General features: G+C 63.1%; 14 protein-coding genes, 1 tRNA gene and 1 other RNA gene. 7 read left to right on the forward strand and 9 right to left on the reverse strand.

Features of this window, described 5'->3' with window-relative positions; genetic code table 11:
• The first annotated feature begins 98 nt into the window (after nt 1-98).
• From BJP05_RS09980 to BJP05_RS10005, 6 genes are all read left to right on the forward strand, one after another.
• Nucleotides 99-956: a DMT family transporter gene (locus BJP05_RS09980; RefSeq protein WP_070363273.1), complete on the forward strand. Its 858-nt coding sequence runs from the start codon at nt 99-101 to the stop codon at nt 954-956.
• A 152-nt stretch (nt 957-1,108) separates the two neighbouring features.
• Nucleotides 1,109-2,869, forward strand: a complete 1,761-nt coding sequence (gene leuA, locus BJP05_RS09985; protein ID WP_084028630.1) for a 2-isopropylmalate synthase — start codon at nt 1,109-1,111, stop codon at nt 2,867-2,869.
• Nucleotides 2,870-3,097: 228 nt separating this feature from the next.
• A complete protein-coding gene (locus tag BJP05_RS09990) occupies nt 3,098-4,522 on the forward strand; it encodes a hypothetical protein (protein ID WP_070363274.1) in 1,425 nt (474 codons plus the stop codon).
• Between the two features lie 14 nt (nt 4,523-4,536).
• Nucleotides 4,537-5,529, forward strand: coding sequence for a DNA polymerase III subunit epsilon (locus BJP05_RS09995; RefSeq protein ID WP_070363275.1), 993 nt, complete (start codon nt 4,537-4,539; stop codon nt 5,527-5,529).
• A gap of 9 nt (nt 5,530-5,538) precedes the next feature.
• Nucleotides 5,539-6,798, forward strand: a complete 1,260-nt coding sequence (locus BJP05_RS10000) for a Mur ligase family protein (RefSeq protein ID WP_070363276.1) — start codon at nt 5,539-5,541, stop codon at nt 6,796-6,798.
• A complete protein-coding gene (locus BJP05_RS10005) occupies nt 6,791-7,501 on the forward strand; it encodes a type 1 glutamine amidotransferase (protein WP_070363277.1) in 711 nt (236 codons plus the stop codon). The genes BJP05_RS10000 and BJP05_RS10005 overlap by 8 nt, the downstream gene beginning before the upstream one ends.
• A 237-nt stretch (nt 7,502-7,738) precedes the next feature.
• On the opposite strand, the gene tet(W) is transcribed toward BJP05_RS10005, so the two are convergent.
• The 8 genes from tet(W) to ffs form a co-directional block, all read right to left on the reverse strand.
• On the reverse strand, nt 7,739-9,658 hold the full coding sequence (tet(W), locus tag BJP05_RS10010; protein ID WP_070363278.1) for a tetracycline resistance ribosomal protection protein Tet(W): 1,920 nt from the start codon (nt 9,656-9,658) through the stop codon (nt 7,739-7,741).
• A gap of 616 nt (nt 9,659-10,274) precedes the next feature.
• Entirely contained in the window at nt 10,275-10,553 is a 279-nt protein-coding gene (locus BJP05_RS10015; protein WP_005391230.1) for a hypothetical protein, read from the reverse strand.
• A gap of 81 nt (nt 10,554-10,634) precedes the next feature.
• The gene (gene recR / locus BJP05_RS10020; protein WP_070363279.1) at nt 10,635-11,261 is read right to left on the reverse strand and encodes a recombination mediator RecR; all 627 of its coding nucleotides are present in this window, start codon (nt 11,259-11,261) and stop codon (nt 10,635-10,637) included.
• 58 nt (nt 11,262-11,319) lie between these two features.
• The gene (locus BJP05_RS10025) at nt 11,320-11,697 is read right to left on the reverse strand and encodes a YbaB/EbfC family nucleoid-associated protein (protein WP_070363280.1); all 378 of its coding nucleotides are present in this window, start codon (nt 11,695-11,697) and stop codon (nt 11,320-11,322) included.
• 73 nt (nt 11,698-11,770) lie between these two features.
• Nucleotides 11,771-13,789: a DNA polymerase III subunit gamma and tau gene (locus tag BJP05_RS10030; protein WP_070363281.1), complete on the reverse strand. Its 2,019-nt coding sequence runs from the start codon at nt 13,787-13,789 to the stop codon at nt 11,771-11,773.
• 18 nt (nt 13,790-13,807) lie between these two features.
• Entirely contained in the window at nt 13,808-14,380 is a 573-nt protein-coding gene (locus BJP05_RS10035; protein ID WP_240492754.1) for a hypothetical protein, read from the reverse strand.
• A complete protein-coding gene (locus tag BJP05_RS10040; protein ID WP_240492755.1) occupies nt 14,341-15,627 on the reverse strand; it encodes an aminotransferase class I/II-fold pyridoxal phosphate-dependent enzyme in 1,287 nt (428 codons plus the stop codon). The genes BJP05_RS10035 and BJP05_RS10040 overlap by 40 nt, the downstream gene beginning before the upstream one ends.
• Before the next feature lie 104 nt (nt 15,628-15,731).
• An RNA gene (ffs, locus tag BJP05_RS10045) (signal recognition particle sRNA small type) lies at nt 15,732-15,830 on the reverse strand.
• 114 nt (nt 15,831-15,944) lie between these two features.
• Here ffs and BJP05_RS10050 point away from each other — a divergent pair.
• Nucleotides 15,945-16,030, forward strand: a tRNA-Ser gene (locus BJP05_RS10050).
• 496 nt (nt 16,031-16,526) lie between these two features.
• Here the strand turns inward: BJP05_RS10050 and BJP05_RS10055 are convergent.
• Nucleotides 16,527-20,072, reverse strand: coding sequence for a YPDG domain-containing protein (locus BJP05_RS10055; protein ID WP_145945278.1), 3,546 nt, complete (start codon nt 20,070-20,072; stop codon nt 16,527-16,529).
• Nucleotides 20,073-20,199 lie beyond the last annotated feature (127 nt).

Genomic DNA, 20,199 nt, shown 5'->3' on the forward strand with positions numbered 1-20,199 from the left:
GTGTAAAAACTGTCGCGTGAAAATCCGCACTATAAGAATAGCGTCCCAAAAACGACTATGGGGCGACATGGCACAGAAAATTAGTATTATCGTTGACCATGCAGAACGACTTCCTTGCGATTAGCTTTGCGCTCACGTCTGCGCTGCTCATCGCGGTGGGGACGGTGTGGCGCCACCGCATCTTGCGCGCCGGCCGCTCCACAACGGAGGTCAATCCCTCACCGCTTTCTTCTTTGCGACGCCCCGCCTGGTGGGCATCGCTCGCCCTTGCGCTGGCCGCGTACGGATTTCAGGCGCTGGCGCTGGCGTTCGGATCCCTGCTGGTAGTCCAGCCGATTCTGGTGCTGTCACTGATGTTCACGCTGCTACTTTCGGCGCGCGTGGAGCACCGCACAATGTCGCCGCAGGGCACGGCGTGGGCGACGCTGCTGACCATTTTCGTTGCGGTGGTGATCCTGGTGGGCCGCCCGGTGCCGGGCACCGCCCCGCCGGGAATGGTCGGCTGGGTGCTGGCAATCGGGGTTGGGCTGGCCTGGATGGTCGGGACGGTCGCGTTCGCCCGCACCCGTGGCGCCGCTACGCAGGCGCTGGCCTACGGCATCCTGTGCGGCGCGATCTTCGGCTACCTGGCGGTGTTTTCCAAGGTGGCTGTGGACGCCTACGTACACGGCGGAGTCGTTGGACTTGTGGAGTCGTGGCAGTTCTGGGCCATGCTGGCCTGCGCGGTGCTGGGCACGGCAGTGCAGCAGTTCGCGTTCGGCGCCAGCAAGCTGGCCACCACGCTGCCGGCCATGAAGGTTGTTGAGCCGCTGGTTGCACTCACCTTGGGCATCGTGCTGCTTGGGGAGAACTTCGCCGTGTCCAGTGTTGGGGGTTGGGTAGCGATGGTGGCGTCGATAATTATGATGCTGGCCAGCGCGGCGATGCTCACACGGGTCAGTATTCAAGTGGGATAGGCCCAAACCGTGTATGCTTTGGCGCATGTCACATCAGCTGCTGCTCCTAATCTGCCGCGGCGGGATACAGGCCTCGTTGTAACACGGCCGGCGCCCGTCGCGGAGTTTGCGCACGCCGACCGTGAAACTCGCCACGAAGGAGAACAGCCACAATGACCACCCAACCAGCCTGGAATAAGCAGCAGCCATCGAAGATGCCAGCGCACCGCTACCTGCCGTTTGCGCAGGAAGTGGAGCCTATCCGCCTGCCGGATCGCACCTGGCCAGACGCCACCATCACGCACGCACCACAGTGGTGCGCGGTGGACCTGCGCGACGGCAACCAGGCCCTGATTGACCCGATGAACCCGGAGCGCAAGCGCCGCATGTTCAACCTGCTGGTGGAGATGGGTTACAAGGAGATCGAGGTGGGCTTCCCGTCCGCTTCGCAGACTGACTTCAACTTTGTGCGCGAGATCATCGAGCAGGACATGATCCCGGATGACGTCACCATCCAGGTGCTGGTGCAGGCCCGTGAGCACCTGATTCGCCGCACGTTCGAGGCTTGCTCGGGCGCGAAGAACGTGATCGTGCACTTCTACAACTCCACGTCGAAGCTGCAGCGCGAAGTGGTGTTCCGGAAAGACCGCCCGGCGATCAAGAAGCTGGCGACGGACGCGGCGGAGCTGATCAAGGGCATCGCGAAGGATTATCCGGACACGAACTGGCGCTGGCAGTACTCGCCGGAGTCCTTCACCGGCACTGAGCTGGACTTTGCGGTTGAGGTGTGCGACGCCGTCGTCGAGATCATGGACGCGACCCCTGAGCAGCCGATGATCATCAACCTGCCGGCGACCGTCGAAATGATTACCCCAAATGTGTATGCGGACTCGGTGGAGTGGATGCACCGCAACCTGAAGCGCCGCGACTCCATCATCCTGTCGCTGCACCCCCACAACGACCGCGGCGAAGGCATCGCCGCGGCCGAGCTGGGCTACATGGCGGGCGCGGACCGCATCGAAGGCTGCCTGTTCGGCAACGGTGAGCGCACCGGCAACGTCGACCTGGTCACGCTGGGCCTGAACATGCTGACGCAGGGCGTCGACCCGCAGATCGACTTCTCTGATATCCAGCGCATCCGCGACGTTGTGGAGTACTGCAACCAGCTGCGCGTCCCCGAGCGCCACCCATACGGCGGCGACCTGGTCTTCACGGCGTTCTCCGGCTCGCACCAGGACGCTATTAATAAAGGCCTGGACGCACTGGCGAGCAAGGTGCGCCCAGGCGCAAACTCCACCGAGGTGCAGTGGGAAGAGCTGCGCGAGACGGTCTGGGAGGTCCCATACCTGCCGATCGACCCGAAGGATGTGGGCCGCGACTACGAGGCTGTCATCCGCGTCAACTCCCAGTCCGGCAAGGGTGGCGTTGCCTACATCATGAAGACGGACCACGGCATCGATATGCCGAAGGCGATGCAGCCGGAGTTCTCCGCGGTGGTGCAGAACATCACCGACAACGAGGGCGGCGAGGTCAACTCGAAGAACATGTGGGACATCTTCGCCACGACCTACCTGGACCCAGATTCGCCACTGGAGCTGCACTCCTTCCGCACGTCGGATGAGGAGGGCAAGGACACCACGACGACCGGGATCCGCGCGCGCGTGACCTACAACGGCCAGGACCACGAAGTCACGGGTGTCGGCAACGGCCCGATCGCGGCATTCGCGAACGCGCTGGAGCACATCGGCATCAACGTCGAGGTGCAGGACTACTCGCAGCGCGCCCGCTCCGCGGGTGACGACGCCGACGCGGCCTGCTACATCTACGCGGATGTCGACGGCAAGTGTGCGTGGGGCGCTGGCGTGGCAGGATCGACGACGTTGGCGTCGATGCAGGCCATCGTGTCCGCGGTGAACCGCTCGACGGTCGCGTAACACCACCCCCGTCAGGGGGGTCGTTCTGCCTGGCGGACTGAGATGCGAGTGATAAAGCGCGCTCGCTTCTCTTACGCCTCTCTCAGCGTATAAGAATCCGCGCTGCGTACGACCGTGACGTGTCACACGCCTCCACAGGTCGACATGCGTTTACCCAGGTGCGCGCCTTATACTCATTGCTCGGAGATTTATCTACTGGCGAGGCAGCACCGGGTAAGGCAGGGCGAAATGGCAACAACATACGTGGTTCCAGACCACGGGCTTGGTGCTGTTCGCAACATCCCGGTGCACGAGGCGGAGCAAGAGCACATCATTCACCTGCTCGATTCTGCCGATACGGACGTTGCGGACCTCGCGGCGCTGCTTATCCCGCGCGCTGAGGGCGGCGGGTTCGACATTCACTTCCAGGACTCAGTGCTCGGCAGCATGAGCGCCTCGGACGCGCGCGAGTACGCGGAGCTGTCCTGGATCGTGGAAGCCTCGATGATCCCGCAGGTCACGGTGCGCGCCACCCGCCTCGCGGACGGCTCCCTGCAAACCGTCCTTCGCCTGCCACGCCCCGGCCTGTGCATCCCCACCAACCAGCCCCCGACCGAGCCCTGGGTGTTTCTCGACGACACCCGCACCTACGACGTCTCCTTCCTCCCGGACGCGCAGGAAGCCCAGGAAGTTTCGGTGCTGGACCGGAAGCATTACCTGCTCACGCTGAGCGCCACTGAGGATGCCGCCGAAGATACTGTGCAGGTCGCGATTGGGGATCGGGCCGTCGGCACCCTGGTGGGGCCAGTGGCCACCGCGCTGCTGCCGACGCTGCAGTCCCTCAGCGAGCGTGGCCTGCTGGCGGTAGCTCACGGCTACCTCGCGCCGCTGGGTGGCAAGCCGTCGTTGAGCGTGACCGTTGGCCCACTCGCCCCGGACGTGCTTCCGCCCCTCTCCCCGATTCCGCCGGTGCAGGTCCACCCGCGCCACCCGGATACCTCGGCAATGTCGGCGACCACCGTGATCCCCGTGGTACGCCCAGAGGAGCTGGAAGACAGCGCCGACGCGGTGGCCAAGTCCGCCGCAGCGAAGGCTGATTCGGAGGAGTTCCCCGCCGTGGAGACCCCGGCGGACGAGAAGGCCCCGGAGGCGCAGCCGAAGAAGAACCAGCCGATCCACCCGATGCGCTGGGTAGCCGCTATCATCGGCGCGCTGCTGATCGCGCTGATCGGCTCGGTGGCGTTCAGCGAGCAGTGGAGCGGCTCGCCGGACACAGTTTCCACGTACATGACGGAGCCTGCGCACTCCCCGAGCAAGTCCGGCCAGAAACCGGAACCTTCGAAGCGGTCGACGGAACAGACCACTGAGGAGACCACGCCGCCTTCTTCGGAGCCCGCGTCTGCGCCGGCTTCGACGCCAGCCCCGGCGCAACAGGAACCGGCGTACCAGGTGCCAGCACAGCCGGCCCCGGTGTGGCAGGCTCCAGACCCTGCGCCCGTGCCCGCGCCGGCCCCTGCACCAGCGCCTGTGCAGCAGCCCGCTCCCGTGCAGGAACAGCCCGCGCCGGCCCCTGCACCAGCGCCTGCCCCCGACTACCAGTACAATTTCGGCGGCCTGCAGATCCAGTCGGACACGCCGCTCGGCGGGCCATTACACCGCGTGCAGTGGCCATAGCTACTATCAGAGTGATGACAACACCTGACCACGAGCTCTTTCCGTTCGTCGCGGTAAGCGCCCTTTCGACAAGCATCCACCCCTCTACGGGGCGTTTGCTCACCCTCGATGCGGTCACGTTCGACGAAAACGGCGAGGTCGGCGAGGACTTCCACGCCGTATTCAACCCGGTCAAAGACGCCGGCCCGCGCCACCTCCACAACCTGGAGAAGAGCGACTTCGCTCAGGCGCCACGGTTCGCGCGGCACCTCAAGACACTCAACAAGCTTATCGACGGCCGCACCCTCATCGTGCTCGACAGCCCCACGGAGTGGGGGTACCTCGTCTCCGAGTCGCGCCGCGCCATGAACGCCGCCGCCCGCGCCAACCGCCAACGCGCCCGCAAGCACAACCGGCGCCGCCAGCGCGTCGGCCACATCCCGCGCCCCGAAGCAATCGTGGACATCCTCGGCAGCGCACGCCGCCAAGGCCACATCCTCATCGACGAGCGACTCAACGCCGTGGCCAACCAAGTCGGTGTGCTCTCCGAACCGGCCACCGCCACCGTCGAGCGCGCCAGCGTCCCCGAGGAGGAACTCTCCCGGGCGGCCACACTGAAGCTCGTCGCGGTGTACCTGCAGCTGCGCGAAAACGGCACGCTGACCAGCATCGACCCGGAGGACCTCAAGGCGGACCGTTTCGGTCTGCAGCGCTCCGCACTGCGGGTGGACGCGCATAAGCGCGAAGGGGACGTCGATAATCCGGGCGTCTACACGGGCGCAGGCCTCAAGCCAGGCATGGAGATCTCCATCTCCGACGACGTCGCCGTCGACCCCGACGAGCTCATCCAGGCCGCGCTCGACGCCGGGCTGAACTACCAAGAAAAGCTCACACGCACCGCCTCCCTCGTCGTCTCCGACGCCCCATCCCGCGGCGCCGAACTGCGAGGCAAAGCGATGCACGCGCACCGCAAAGACATCCCGGTGCTCAGCGCGCAGGAGTTTCTCCAGGCCGTAGCGCACGACTAACGTAGAGGCATGCTCTCACAACTGCGTACCTCTGTTGCGCTGGCCGCCGCGCAGGCCGCCACGTTCGCGTCGCGCGCCACCGGCCGCGGCGCCGGCGGCATGATCGGCGGGCTCGTTGCCAACGCGATCGACCCGAACATCATGGCAGGCCTGTCCAAGGGGCGCCCGGCCGTGCTGGTGACGGGCACGAACGGCAAGTCCACCACCACAAAGATGCTGGTGGCGGCGCTGCGCTCCACCAGGACCGTGGCCACCAACGACGGCGGCGACAACATGGACGCCGGCATCATCTCCGCGCTCATGGCGGGCAAGGACGCCTCCACGATCGCCCTCGAGGTCGACGAGCTGCACGTCCCCCACGTCGCCGACCGGCTGCAGCCGAAGGCGTTCGTACTACTCAACCTGTCGCGCGACCAGCTGGACCGCGTCGGCGAGATCAACAAGATCGAGCGCGCCCTCCGCGGCGCCGTCAACGCCCACCCGGAGGCCACCGTCATCGCCAACTGCGACGACGTGCTCATGACCTCCGTCGCCTGGGACCACCCCAACGTCATCTGGGTTTCCGCGGGCGCCGGCTGGCTCGGCGACTCCGTCACCAACCCCCGCAGCGGCGGCCACGTCGTACGCACCGAGGGCGACTGGTACGCCGTCGAGCCCCTCCCCGACGGCTCTGAGTTTCGACGCCCCACCCCCACCTACGCCGTCACCGACGACGGCCTGCGCTGCCCGGATGGGGGCGTCGTCACGCTTGACCTGGCGCTGCCGGGGCGGGCCAACCGCGGCAACGCCGCACAGGCCGTAGCCTGCGCCGTCGACGTCTTCGGTGTACCACTCGCCTCCGCGCTCGCCGCCGTCGCCGACGTCCAAGACGTCGCAGGACGCTACTCCACCATCCACTTCGGCGACCACGAAGTCCGCCTCCTGCTGGCCAAGAATCCGGCAGGCTGGCAAGAGGCCCTCTCCATGGTGGACCGCACCGCCGACGGCCTCGTCATCGCCGTCAACGGCCAAGTCGCCGACGGCGAAGACCTCTCCTGGCTCTGGGACGTCAAATTCGAGGACTTCCACGGCATTGCCGTCAAAGCCGCCGGCGAACGCGGCACCGACCTCGCAGTGCGCCTGCTCTACGCCGACATCGAGCACGAACTGATCCACAACTGCGTCGACGCCATCCGCGCCTGCCCACCCGGCCGCGTCGAAGTGCTGGCCAACTACACCGCCTTCCGCGACCTCAAAAAGGACCTACACAAGGAGCTGGACCGTGACTAACACTTTGACCATCGGCCTGCTACTCCCCGACGTACTCGGCACCTACGGCGACGACGGCAACGCACTCGTCCTGCGCCAACGCGCCCGCATGCGCGGCATCGACGCCCACATCCGGCCCATCCCCCTCACCGAGGACATCCCCTCCGACTGCGACATCTACACCCTCGGCGGCGGCGAAGACTCCGCCCAAATCATTGCGGCCTCCCGCCTGCAAGCATCCCCCGGCCTGCAGCGCGCCATCGACGCCGGCCGCCCCGTCTTCGCCGTCTGTGCCGGCATGCAGGTCCTCGGCCACAGCTTCACCGCCCACGGCGAAGAAGTCGCCGGCATCGGCGTCCTCGACGTCCGCACCTCCCCCATGTCGGAGCGCGCCATCGGGGAAGTCCAATCCCACCCACTTCTCGACGGCCTCTCCGCCCCCCTCACCGGATTCGAAAACCACATGGGCGGCACCACCCTCGGCCCCGACGCCTCCCCACTCGGCCAGGTGAAACGTGGCGTGGGCAACAACGGTTCTCGGGCTGGCGTTGAGGGCGTTGTGCAGGGCAGCGTCATCGCCACCTACATGCACGGCCCTGCCCTGGCCCGCAACCCCGAACTTGCCGACCTCCTCCTCGCCCGCGCCCTCGGCATCGACGCCCAGGAACTCACCCCACTCGCGTTGCCCGAGGTGGACCAGCTGCGCAAGGAGCGCCTCAGGTAGGTTGCCGCTAGCGCTCTAGGAGCCAGTGCCAAAGGACGCAATTCGTTCCGAGGAACTCGGGAAAAGCCCAGGTCGCAAATAAGCGGTTGCGTCCTTTGGCACTCGGCCCGGTTGGGGTGACACCAAATTCCCTCATTGGATTTTCGCGACCTGGGGAAACGCCTCAGCGCCTGCCACCTAGGGTTATCAATGATATTTCGCAATAGCCAGCAATGAACGCTTGCATTGCGCAAGACGTTACATTATCTTCTGAAACATATAGCGCACCTTGTCCAGGCGGCTGTTTGGACGGCGGGGCTGGATGACTGGCTTGCCGACAGCGGCCTGATACCCTTTCAGTTCTGTAAGGCATACGCTCTGCCCGTTGGTGTAAAAGGCCAGATCAGTACGGTATGCCTGTATACAGCGGGCGGAAATCTCGCCAGTAAAGACAACTTCATCCTTTTTTACCTGGACCGTTTCGATGGTGGCACAGTATTTCGGTGCATCATGATAAGCCCTGGAAAGATATTCCCGGGGCGCATAGAGGGTGAAGGAGAGATAAGGTTCCAGCAGTTGCGTCCCTGATTCCTTCAATGCCTGTTCCAATACAATCGGGGCCAATGAGCGGAAGTCCGCCGGCGTGCTGACCGGACTGTAATAAAGCCCGTATTCAAAGCAAATCTTACAGTCCGTTACGTTCCAGCCGAACAAGCCCTGCTCCAGCCCGTAACGGATACCATCCCTGACAGCGTTTTGAAAACTCTGGTTCAAGTATCCCAGCGAAACCCGGCTCTCGTATTGTACACCGGAGCCAAGCGGGAGTGGTGTAACAGACAGTCCGATGGATGCCCAAAACGGGTTGGGCGGCACCTCGATATGGATGGTGTGGCTGGCTGCTTTGAGCGGCCGCTCCATATAAATGACGGTGGGTTCCTTTACCACTGTTTCAAGCTTGTATTTTTCCGACAGCAAAGCGGAAACAACCTCCAACTGCACCCGGCCCAAAAAAGAAAGAATGATCTCATGGGTGATGGAATCCACCTCGCAGCGCAAAAGCGGGTCAGTATCCGCAAGTTGCGTAAGAGCGTCCAGCAGCCGTTCTCTTTGCGCTGCCGTTTTCGGCGCAATCGACGTCCGCAGCATGGGGAGGGGGTCCTCACGCCACCTTTTACGAGGGAGCCGGGTTGGGTCCCCTAATACATCGTTTAACCTCACGCTGTCGCTGGGAAGGATAACAATTTCACCCGGATAAGCGGTGTCTGTCCGAACAATTTCCCCTTTGGATGGAATACGCATCTCTGTGATTTTCAGCTTTTCTCTCCCGGCCAGGGCCACCGTATCCCGCAGGCGCAGCGTTCCGCTGTATAGCCGTAGATAGACACGCCGCTGGCCGCAATCTGTATACTCCACCTTGAAAACGCTGCCGCATAGGGCGGCGCTCCCCTGTTCCCCAATCGGTTGGAACAGCCCTGTCACCGCATCCATCAACGGTTGAATGCCAAGGCCCTTTTTGGCGCTGCCATAATAGACCGGGAACAGGGAGGCGTCTTGAACCCGCCGCTGTTCCTCCCGCACAAGTTTTTCCCGGCTGATTGGTTCTCCTGCGATATACTTTTCCAATAATTTATCGTTATTTTCGATGACCGCATCCCATGCTTCTATGTCGGTATTTTCCTCCAGGACTATTTCCGGGGACAGCGACACCGTCTGCTTGATGATAATATCGGCGGAGAGCTTATCCCGAACAGACTGAACCACGCTCTGCAAATCAACGCCAGCCTGGTCGATCTTGTTGATAAAGATAACGGTGGGAATGTTCATTTTCCGCAGGGCATGGAACAGAATACGGGTCTGGGCCTGCACGCCATCTTTAGCGGAGATCACCAAGATGGCCCCATCTAAAACAGCCAAAGAGCGGTACACCTCCGCCAAAAAATCCATGTGGCCGGGCGTATCCACAATGTTGACTTTACATCTGTGCCACTGGAAGGAAGTGACTGCCGCTTGAATGGTAATCCCACGCTGCCGCTCCAAAAACATGGTGTCCGTCCTCGTTGTCCCTTTTTCGACGCTCCCCGGTTCTGAAATGGCTCCGCTGGCATATAGCAGGCTCTCCGTCAAGGTCGTCTTTCCAGCGTCTACATGGGCAAGAATTCCAATATTGATTATTTTCATGTGATTGTCCTCCCTTTACTGCCCCGAAGGGCATAAAAATCCCCAGCAGTAAAATACTTTTACCACTGGGGATGATAATTTGCGGACATACACATATACAGCATACACCTGTTTGTGAGTGCTGTTTTTGGGGATATGTCAAAATTGATAAGGCAAAAGTATTCTTAAATTGGGTACAAAAAACTAAGCCCCTACAAAAGGGACTATCATAATCCTTTGTTCCCACTATTTGATTATAGTTTTATTTAAGAATACCTTGCCGCATATTTTTTACTCCTTTTCGGGAATTGAATTATTATATCACATCAGTTTTAGGAAAACAAGTATCTAAAAGAAATTTTTCTTCCCCTTATATGTAACAATCATACCGGCTTCCTAACGTTCAGAATGGTTTCTACTGTCTGCTGCGGTGTTTGGTTGGAATTGTCCAGCCAAAAGCCGATCCGTGGTGTTGTCTGCATTTTACTAAATACAAATTCAATGTATACAGAAAGAAATATATAAGGAGTGGGAGGGATTCCGCCGTAGTCGGCATTGTAGGAAAATCCAAAAGTTTAGATTTTCTCAAAATGCTTATCTTTTGGTCTTTGGTTCGGAATAGTGTAGTGCTGGCGGTCTATCTATTGTTTTCGGTTGCTTGCTTCTTTACCGTACATGAGCATTCAGTGTTGGGGATAAACACGACTGCCGCAGCATCCGGCATGACCAACTCACTATCGGAAAGCGTGGCACCGGGTGCAAGGGTGACAGTCGGCAACGCCAGCACATCGCGTGCAGAAAGCATGCTTGCACGCCGACGTTTACGAGTCCTGCCGGGGTCGGGGTTGGTGTTGTAATCGGCCCAATCCTTCTCTGGTGGCTTGGGGATCAGCGGGGGAATATCGTGTGGGGACATGGGTGCGGACCTCCTTCGGGTTCTGGCCCACAACCAGCCTGCCACCTAGGGTCAGTGAGGGAATTTGGTGCACAGCACCTCCTACAACGTGAGCCGCCCGGAGAGCGCGCGGGAGAGGGTGAGTTCGTCGACGAACTCGAGGTCGCCGCCGAGCGGCATGCCGGAGGCCAGGCGGGAAACGGTCAGATCTGGGAAGTCCTTGAGCAGGCGGGCCAGGTAGGAGGCGGTGGCTTCGCCTTCGGTGTCGGGGTCGGTGGCGAGGATGACTTCGGTGATTTGGGGGGCGTCGTCGCCGTCGAGGTCGGGAAGGACGCCGCCGATGCGCTTCAGCAGGGGCGTGACGGCGAGGTCCTTGGGGCCCACGTTCGCGAGTGGGTCCAGTGCCCCGCCGAGCACGTGGTAGCGGCCGTTGAACTCGCCGGTTCGCTCAATGACCTGGATGTCTTTGGCGTCTTCGACGACGCAGATGAGGTCTTTTTTGCGGCCGGAGTCGGCGCAGATGCGGCAGACCGCTTCGCGGGAGACGTTGTTGCAGATGCGACAGAACGTCACGCCGTCGCGGACGCCGGCGAGGGCGGCGCGGAGCCGGTCGATATCTTCGGGCTCGGTTTGGAGAAGGTGGAAGGCGATCCGTTGCGCAGACTTGGGTCCGACGCCGGGGAGGCGCGAGAGCTCGTCGATAAGGTCTTGGAGCGGTCCTTCGAACATGGGGGTCCTTTACAACACAAAACGCCTGGCGAAGTGCCAGGCGTTCAAGCGGGTGGGTTTAGATGATGCCGCCGAACGGAATCTCACCAGGTGCAGGCTGCTGACCACCAGGAGCCTCCTGTGGCATTGCGCCGCCGGTCAGTGGGCCGATCTTCTCCTGCGCCAGTTCGCCGGCCTTGTTGTGGGCGTCGCGGTATGCGGCGAGGATGAGGTCCTGCAGCGTCTCGACGTCGTCGGCGTCAACAGCCTCCGGCTTGATCTGCAGGTCGGTGATCTCTGCGCCACCGGTCATGACGACGGTGACCAGGCCGCCGCCAGCGGTGCCGGTGACGGTGGTGCTGAGCAGCTCCTGCTGTGCCTGCTGCAGCGCCTGCTGCACCTCGGCTGCCTGGCGGATGAGTTCCTGCATGTCCTGAGGCATATTTGGCTGGGTCATGGTGTGTAACACCCTTTCGTGTCAGTGATTTTGTCTAATTTGCTCACCAGTGTACCCGGTAGTTCCTGAATGCTTACAAGGGCTTGGCTCCAAGTTCGCTGGCAAGCAGGTCCATGGCGACTTCGGTGGCGTCACGACGGTCGAAGGTCGCCGACTCGGCCTCGGCCTGGTCGACCATGTCGCGCTCTTCATCCTCTTGGCTGTAGGGCTCGGGCGGCGGCGGAGGCGGCTCCCATCCGGCGTCTTCGTGGAATGGTTCGGGCGGCGGTGGGACTTCCTCGCGCTCGCGGCGCTCCTGTTGCGCGCTGCGCTGCCCGGCGGCCTTCGCTATCGCCCGCCAGTCAGTGGGCTGCTGTGCTGTGGGTTTTGGGGTTGCTTCACTTTTCGACGCCCCCTTCGCCCCTTTCGTGCCCACCACGCAACGCACGGCAACCTTGGTGCCAAGCGCTTCGGAGAACACCGCGACGATGTCCCCGTTGTTGTTGTCGGCGTTGAGGCGCTCCGCGAGGGCACCCGTGTTGTGTCCGATGAGCAGTGTGGGCTGGCCGTCTTCGTTGTCGAGGGAGAGCGGTTTGGCTTCGGCAAGCATGATTTCGGCGACCTGGTTGCGCTTGCCCACAGCTTGGCGCAGCTTCATCCAGTCACGCTGCACGCGTTCGAGGAGGTCTTCCGCAGGTGCTGGCTCTGGCTTCGGTGCCGGGGTTGGTTCCGGCTTCGGCGGCGTTGCGGGTTCCGCGGGTGGTTGCGGCACCGGCTTCGGTTCAGGCTTCGGCTCGGGCTTGGGCTCAGGCTTCGCTGCAGGCTCGGGTTTGGGCTCAGGCTTTGGCGCGCTCTGCGCCTTTCGGCGCTCCGCGATCCTGGCCGCAGCAGCCGCAGCGGCCGCGGCTCCCCCACCCTGCGAAGGAGCCTGCGACGGGGCCGGCTGGGCAGGCTGGGCCGCCTGCGCAGGGGCAGCAGGCGCCGGTGCAGCTGAGGTAGCCGAGGAAACCGCCGGGCGGTCGCCCATCGTGAGCAGGTGCGCCATCATCACTTCCAACAACAGGCGCGGGGACGTCGCGCCGCGGAGGTCGCCGATCCGATCGTTGACCTCGGTCGCGAGCGCGGCCAGCGTCGACGGGTGGAACTGTTGCGCTTCGGCGCGGAGGATTTCGGCGCGGTCGACGGGGGCGTCGACAAGCCCTTCGCCGAAGGCATCCGGCACGGTGACGATGAGCAGCAGGTCACGCAGCCGGTCCAGCAGGTCGAGGGCGAAACGGCGCGGCTCGTGGCCGGACTCGATCACCTTGTCGATGGTGTGGAACATCGCCGCGGCGTCCTTGGTGGCGAGGGCGTCGACGGCGGCGTCGAGAAGCGTGAGGTCCGTGACCCCGAGCAGCGGCAGCGCCATCTCGTAGGTCAGGCCGTCCGGGCCGGCGCCCGCCAGCAGCTGGTCCAACACCGACAGCGTGTCGCGCGGCGACCCGCCTCCAGCGCGGATGACCAGCGGGTACACGTTCTCATCGACGTGCGCCCCCTCCTCCGCCACAATGTTTTCCAACAGGTGGCGCATCGCCTGCGGGGTCAGCAGGCGGAACGGGTAATTGTGGGTACGCGAACGGATCGTGCCAAGAATCTTTTCCGGCTCGGTCGTCGCAAAGATGAAGATGAGGTGCTCTGGCGGCTCCTCCACAATCTTGAGCAGGGCGTTGTTGCCGGAGGGCGAAATCATGTGCGCCTCGTCGATGATGAAGACGCGGTAGCGGGACTCCGCAGGCGCGAACATGGCGCGTTCGCGCAGCTCACGCATGTCGTCGACGCCGCCGTGGGAGGCGGCGTCGAGCTCCATCACGTCCAGGTTCCCGGTGCCACCCGGCGCCAGCGACACGCAGGACGCGCACTTGCCACACGGAGTGGATGTCGGCCCCTCAACGCAGTTCAACGAGCGCGCCAGAATGCGCGCAGAGGACGTCTTGCCGCACCCCCGCGGCCCAGAAAACAGGTACGCATGGCTGATGCGCCCGTTGTCGAGAGCGTTCGATAACGGCACAGTCACCTGGTCTTGCCCAACCAGCTCACCAAACGTTGCAGGACGATATTTCCGGTACAGAGCCACGGCGCCAAGTGTAGACGATCAGCCCTCTTCCCGGCGCCAATCTTTCACATCCACGCCACGCCTGCGCAGACGCCGCTCCAGCACCGGATAGCCCTGCTCGGAGGCGATCCCGAACTCCTCATCCGTCAGCGCAATCAGCTCCAGAAGCAGCGTGATTCGGCCTGGTTCTCGCACCAGCGGGGTGCCCTGCGCGAACACCTCCGGCTCCCGCAGCAGACCATGCCGCACGGTGCCAGGCGCGTCCGCCAGCAGCCCCTCGAGCAACACGCCCGGCTGGCCCGGCACGCCAAGTCGCTCAAGCTCGCGGGTCGCGTCCACGACGGCCTCGGCAAGCACCTGCTTCTCGACGTCTCCCACCGCCATCACCTCGCACACCACTTTGGTGGCGTCATCGTCAGCCAACACCAGGCCCAAATCGGTGCCGCTGAACCCGGCGGTGACCGCCACGTTCGAACCGTTCAGTTCGGCGGTGGCGACGGCGCGGGCGTCGATAAGCGAAAGCTGCATCCCCGGAAACACCGAGGCCAGCCAGGCGGCGAGGTCGTCACCCGTCATGCGCTGAGCTTCTCCACCGCCGCGAGCAGCACGCACGTGGCCACCCCGTCCATCGCCCGCGTAACGTCTTCCAGTGGCGGCAGCGACGGCGCTAGGCGAATATTGCGGTCGTTCGGGTCCTCCCCCTTCGGGAACGCCGACCCCGCCTTCGTCAGGCTAATGCCGGCCTGCTTCGCCAGCTCCCACACGCGAGTTGCAGTCCCGTCCATCACGTCCAGGGAGATGAAGTAACCGCCCTTCGGCGTCGACCAGGACGCCGCACCAGTGCCCCCGAGACGGTTCTCCAGCACCTCAAGCACCGCCTCAAACTTCGGTGCCAGCGATTCCGCGTGCTTCCGCATCACCTCACGCACGCCATTCGCGTCCTTGAAGTACATCGCGTGCGCCAGCTGGTTCACCTTGTTCGGGCCGATGCCTCGCACATTCGCGATCGACTCGTACCACTCCAAGTTCTCCTGCGAGGAGGCAAAGAACGCCACGCCCGAACCCGCGTGCGTAATCTTCGACGTCGACGACATGTACCAGAACCGGTTCGGGTTACCCGCCTTCGCCGACAGCGCAAGCACGTCCGCGTTCACCGGGAACGTATCCGTCAGCGTGTGTACCGCGTACGCGTTGTCCCACACAACGCGGAAGTCCGGCGCGGCCGTCTCCATCGCCGCCAGACGCTCGATGGTCGCCTGCGAGTACACCGCGCCCGTCGGGTTGGAAAACACCGGCACGCACCACATGCCCTTCACAGCAGGGTCCTTCACCAGCTCCTCCACGACGTCCATGTCGGGGCCGTCCTCCAGCAGCGGGACGGTGATCATTTCGAAGCCGAAGCGCTCCGTAATCGTGAAGTGGCGGTCATAGCCGGGCACTGGGCACAGCCACTTGATCGCGTGCTCGCGCTGCTCATCCGCCCACGGCCGCGGCGAATCATTCGTGCCGAACGTGTACGCCCAGGACACCAGATCGAACATAATATTTAACGACGACGAGTCCCCCGCCACCAACAGCTTCGGATCAATCCCGAGCACCTCAGCCCACAACTCACGAAGCTCCAAAATTCCCGTCAGGCCGCCGTAATTACGCACGTCCACACCCGACGCATCACGGTGATTCCCCACACCCGGCAGTGCTAACAGATCGTCCGCCAAGTCCAACTGGCGCGCCGAGGGCTTCCCCCTCGTGAGATCCAACGCCATGTTGGTCTCCTCCAGCTGCTTGTACTGCTCACGCAACTCAGCAGCCAGGCTTGCAAGCTGCTCAGCATCTAGTTCTTTCAACGGGGTGTTCAATGTCTTGGTGTCCTATTCGAGTACGTCGGCGTATCTACTAACGACCCATCATCGTACTAGCGACACCCCACCCCGCGCGACGGTTTTTCCCCAGTTTTACCCCATAAAAAAGGGGACCTCACGCACCTGCCAGCGCCCGCTTACCCTTGCTGCGTTCCCGCCCTGGGGGAGTTCACGAGATGAGCACCGCGTGAGATCCTGCAGAACACTCTAGCCTGAAGCTTTAGGCGTTGCAAAACATTGACTGCGCAGGCGTTTTGGCGGAACCTGGGGGGATGGGTTAAAGTAGTCCCTCGACGCATGATGTGTCGCAACTAGGAGGATTCGACTAGCGGCCTATGTCACACGCCTGGAACGCGTGCGGGTTTCACGACCCTCGTGGGTTCAAATCCCACATCCTCCGCGCTATTCAGACAGCGCACCCGGTTGAAGTTTTTCGCCGGGTGCGCTGTTTTTGTATTTGCGTTGGGCTTGCTGTGCACCACATTCCCTGTTTCCAGAGTGACGCCCGAACGTTTCCCCAGGTCGCGCTCGCTTCGTGAGGGAATGTGGTGCACTACCCATCGCCCGAGTGCCAAAGGACGCAACCCACTTTTCACGACCTGGGCTTTTACCCCCTCCCCCAACAAAAACTGCGTCCTCTGGCACTCACACCACGCACGGAGACACCAAATTCCCCCACCGGCTGCCAGTGACCTTGACTTTTCCAATCCGTCCCGCGAAAACCCAGGAATGTGGTGCGCGAGGAGGGTAGTTGCGCACCAAAATCCGGCATTTTGAAAAGTCGCCAAGGCATTTCCCCAGGTCGCACCGACCGTATGAGGGAATTTGGTGCGCGGGTCCAGCACGACAAAACCCCGCGACCCAACTCACAGGTCGCGGGGTTGTTTACAGAGGAGCTACTTGTTCTCTGTAGTGGTCGGCTCAGCCGAGGTCGTGGCTGGTGCCGTGGTCGATGGCTTCCGGCCGAGGAAGTCGCCGAGCGAGGAGCCCTCGTTGGAGCTCTGCTGGATCTTGTTGGCTGCGCCGTTCTCGCCTGGGGCACACAGGGAGAGCAGGCCGGCCAGGGCACCAATGCCGAGCGTGACCGCTGCGATGGCGCCGAGGGCTTCGGTGGCCTGCGGGCCGAACTTGGCGTTCAGGCGGGCGGCTTCAACGTCGAGCTGCTTCAGGAAGTCAGGTCGGTTGTCGCCGAAGTTGCCGAACGGGTTCGGGATGTTCATCTGCTCGGAGACACGGCGTGCGGAGGCGCTGATCTCTGGGCCCATTGCGGCGATGAGTGGCGCGCCGACGGCGACTGCCAACCCGAGCGGGATGAGCCACAGGAGTGGCCCGCCGTGGGAGGACATGTCGGCGAAGCAGCGCTGCAGGTCATCGGTCGAGCTCTTGCCTGGGGTCTTCGGCTGGTCTTCACCCTGGACAACGACGTGGACGGTGACGTCGCCTTCGCGGCCTGGGATCGTGATGTCGAAGCCCTTGGGGTCCGGGGTTCGCTCAGCTGGCGGGACGATGATGACCTTGTCGCCCTCGCGCTGAGCGGTCCAGCCGTCGGGGAGTTTGAGGTCGCCGATGTTGGCACCTGGCACGTGGACCTCAACGTGCGATGTGCCCGGTTTGACCTCAATGGTCGGAGGGGTGTTACCTGCGGAGGTTGACGGGGTATCACCAGTGACGGTAACGACGGCCGGGCGGGTGACGGTCTTGCCGTCCGTGTAGGTGATTTCTACTGGGACGACGACCTGCTCGCCTGGCTTGGCGTCGGCAGGTGGCGTGACGGAGACGGAGCCGCCGTCGTTGATGGTGACGCTCCAGCCTTCCGGCGCCTTCCAGCCGTCGACGATCTTGAAGGTCGCGCCGTCAGGCTGCGTGCTTGGCGGCACGACAACGGTGACGCCGCCCTTGGTACGGCCAGGGTTGTAGTCGACTGGTGGCTGGCCTTCGGGGGTGTCGGCGTCGTCAACAACCAGGATGGTTGCTGGGCGCGTTACCTTCTGGCCGCCTGGGTAGGTGATGTCGACTGGGACGACGGTGTAGTCGCCGGACTTGGCGTCGGCAGGTGGGGTGGCGGTGACGCTGCCGTCCTCACCGACGGTGACCTTCCAGCCCTTCGGCGCCTTGTATTCAGGCGAGATGACGAAGGTGGTGCCGCCCGGCGCGCGTGGCGTCGGGTTGACGGTCACGGTCTGGTTCGGCTTGGTCTGCTTCGGGGCGTAGTTCTGGTCGGGGGCGGACGGGGTGGCCGGGTTCGGGTCGACGGGTGCGGCCGGGTCATCGATGACGGTCACGACGATTGGGCGCGTGATGCTGTTGCCGTTCGGGTCGGTGACCTGTACGTTAATCACGCCGAAGTCGCCTGGCTTGGCGTCGGCAGGCGGGGTGACGTGCGCGACACCGGTGTTTTCGTCGATGTTGATGGTCCAGCCTTCGGGGATGTCCTTCTGCTCGACAACGTAGGTGGAGCCCTCGGTGCCACCCTTCGGGGTGACAACTACGACGGTGCCCGGCTTGGTCGGCTTCGGTGGGAACTGGACGTCGTTGGTGCCCTTGGGGGCGTCGTCAACAACTACGACGACTGCTGGGCGGGTGATCGAGGAACCATCCGGGTAGGTGATCTGGACAGGCACGACAATGCGGTCGCCTGGCTTGGCATCGGCCGGCGGGGTCGCGGTGACGGAGCCGTCCTCACCGACGTTGACCTTCCAGCCCTTCGGTGCCTCGTAGGCGTCGTGGATGGTGAACGTGGTGCCCTTCGGCGCATCAGCGCTGAACTCTGGGGCGCCCACGGTGACCTCGACACCTGGGCGGGTGGTGTCCGCCAGGTAGTACGCGTCTGGGTTCTGTGCCTGCGGCGGCGCGCTGACGATGACGGTGCCCGGTACGACCTTGGTGGAGCCGTCTGGGAAGGTCACCTCGACGTTGATGGTCTTCGTTTCGCCGTCGCGGGCGTTCGCCGGCGGCGTTGCGGTGATCTCGCCGGTGCGCTTATCGACGCCCACCGTCCAATCACCGAGCTGCTGGTCAGGGGCGATCTTGAAGGTCGTGTCGGCCGGCAGCTCCTGGTCACGGACCTGCGGCAGCGTCACTGTGACGGATGGGCGGGTAATCACCACGTCGTAGCCAGGGGTGTGCTCCTGCGCCAGGGTCGTGTCAACGCCGACCACGGACTCCAGCACGTCGTGGGATCCGTCTGGGTAGGTGGCCTTGACCTGCACGGTCACGGTGTCTTCCAGGCGCGCGCTGATCGGCGCGGTGACCTTGAGCGCGTTGCTGCCCTCTTCCAGAGTGACGTCCCATGGGCGAGCCTCGCTGCTTGGGGTAGCGCCGATAACCTCGAAGGTGGTGCCGTCAGGGTACTTCGGGCTGCCCGGCTTCAGCGCGACGGTTGCCGTCTTGCCCGGGGAGGTCTTCTCGTTGCCGTAGCTTGGGGCCCACTGCTGGGTCTTCAGCTGGAACGTTTCGCCGATCTTGGCGTTGTCCTTGTACTTCTGCAGGTTTAGCTGGTCGGAGCCGTCGCGCGGGGTGGCGTACACCTCAACCTGGAGCGCTTCCGGCTTCTCGTTGTCGATTTCGCCGGTCCCGCCGACAGGCAGGGTGACATGCACGCGGCCATCCCTATCGACGCGCGCATTCGCGCCCTCGACAGCCTTACCGTTTCGCGTCACGACAGCAATCACGCGAGCGTAATCTTCCCCAGCACCGTTGGTGACCTGGATGTTCGTCGCAAACTCCTTGCCGTTCGCGGTGACAACCGGCACCTCGTCCTGAGCCGCCTGCAGCGGGAAGCACTGCGCGTTCTCTGCCGGGACCGGCAGCAGGTCAACCTCGGCGATGTTGCGGGCTTCGAAGCCCAGGCGGTTCGGGAAGTTCTCGTAGCCGTTGCCTACGCTTCGGGCGACCCACGCGAACGTGCGTGTCTCGCCTTCTTTGATGTCCTTCACGTCCTCGAGGGTGACCTTCGCGGACACCACCGGGGAGCCTTCCGAAAGGTGCAGCTCGACCGGCTCAACGTGCGCGGTGCCGGTGACCTTCAGGTCCATATTGGTGGTGCTATCCTCGCCGGAACGCACCGCTCCCGGGATAGTCTCCCCCGCCTGTACCGCTGAAAGGGTGAAGGTCTCCTCAAAATCGGAGATGCGGGTCTGGTTCATGCGCAGCTCGGAAATCATCGAGTCCACGGCGTGCTCGCCATCGCCGTGGAGGCTGACCCAGTAGTACACCTCGACCTGTCCCTGCTCGTTGACAACGGCGCGGGTGCCCGGTTCAAACGAGCCCTCGCTCGGAGTACTCACGCCGCCAATGTGCTGGTGCGGGAACAAGGTGTTCGCACTCAGCACGTCGTGGCATCGGTTCTCCTCGGCGCTCTGCGCGTCCACCTGTGGCACTACGAGCGCCGACGCCCCCAGCGCCAGCGCCACCACAGTGGCTGACATTCTCGGATTTCGCATGTTCTTGAACTCCCCTCAAAGGCAACTGTGTGTTATCTGTAGTTATCCATTCATCATGAACGGTTTTTAAGAAGTTTCAAGTACTTTTGACAGTTTATTTTCAGCGAACGCTAGGACCTGCACAGTT

Source organism: Corynebacterium sp. NML98-0116 (assembly GCF_001767255.1).
GTDB lineage: Bacteria > Actinomycetota > Actinomycetes > Mycobacteriales > Mycobacteriaceae > Corynebacterium > Corynebacterium pseudogenitalium.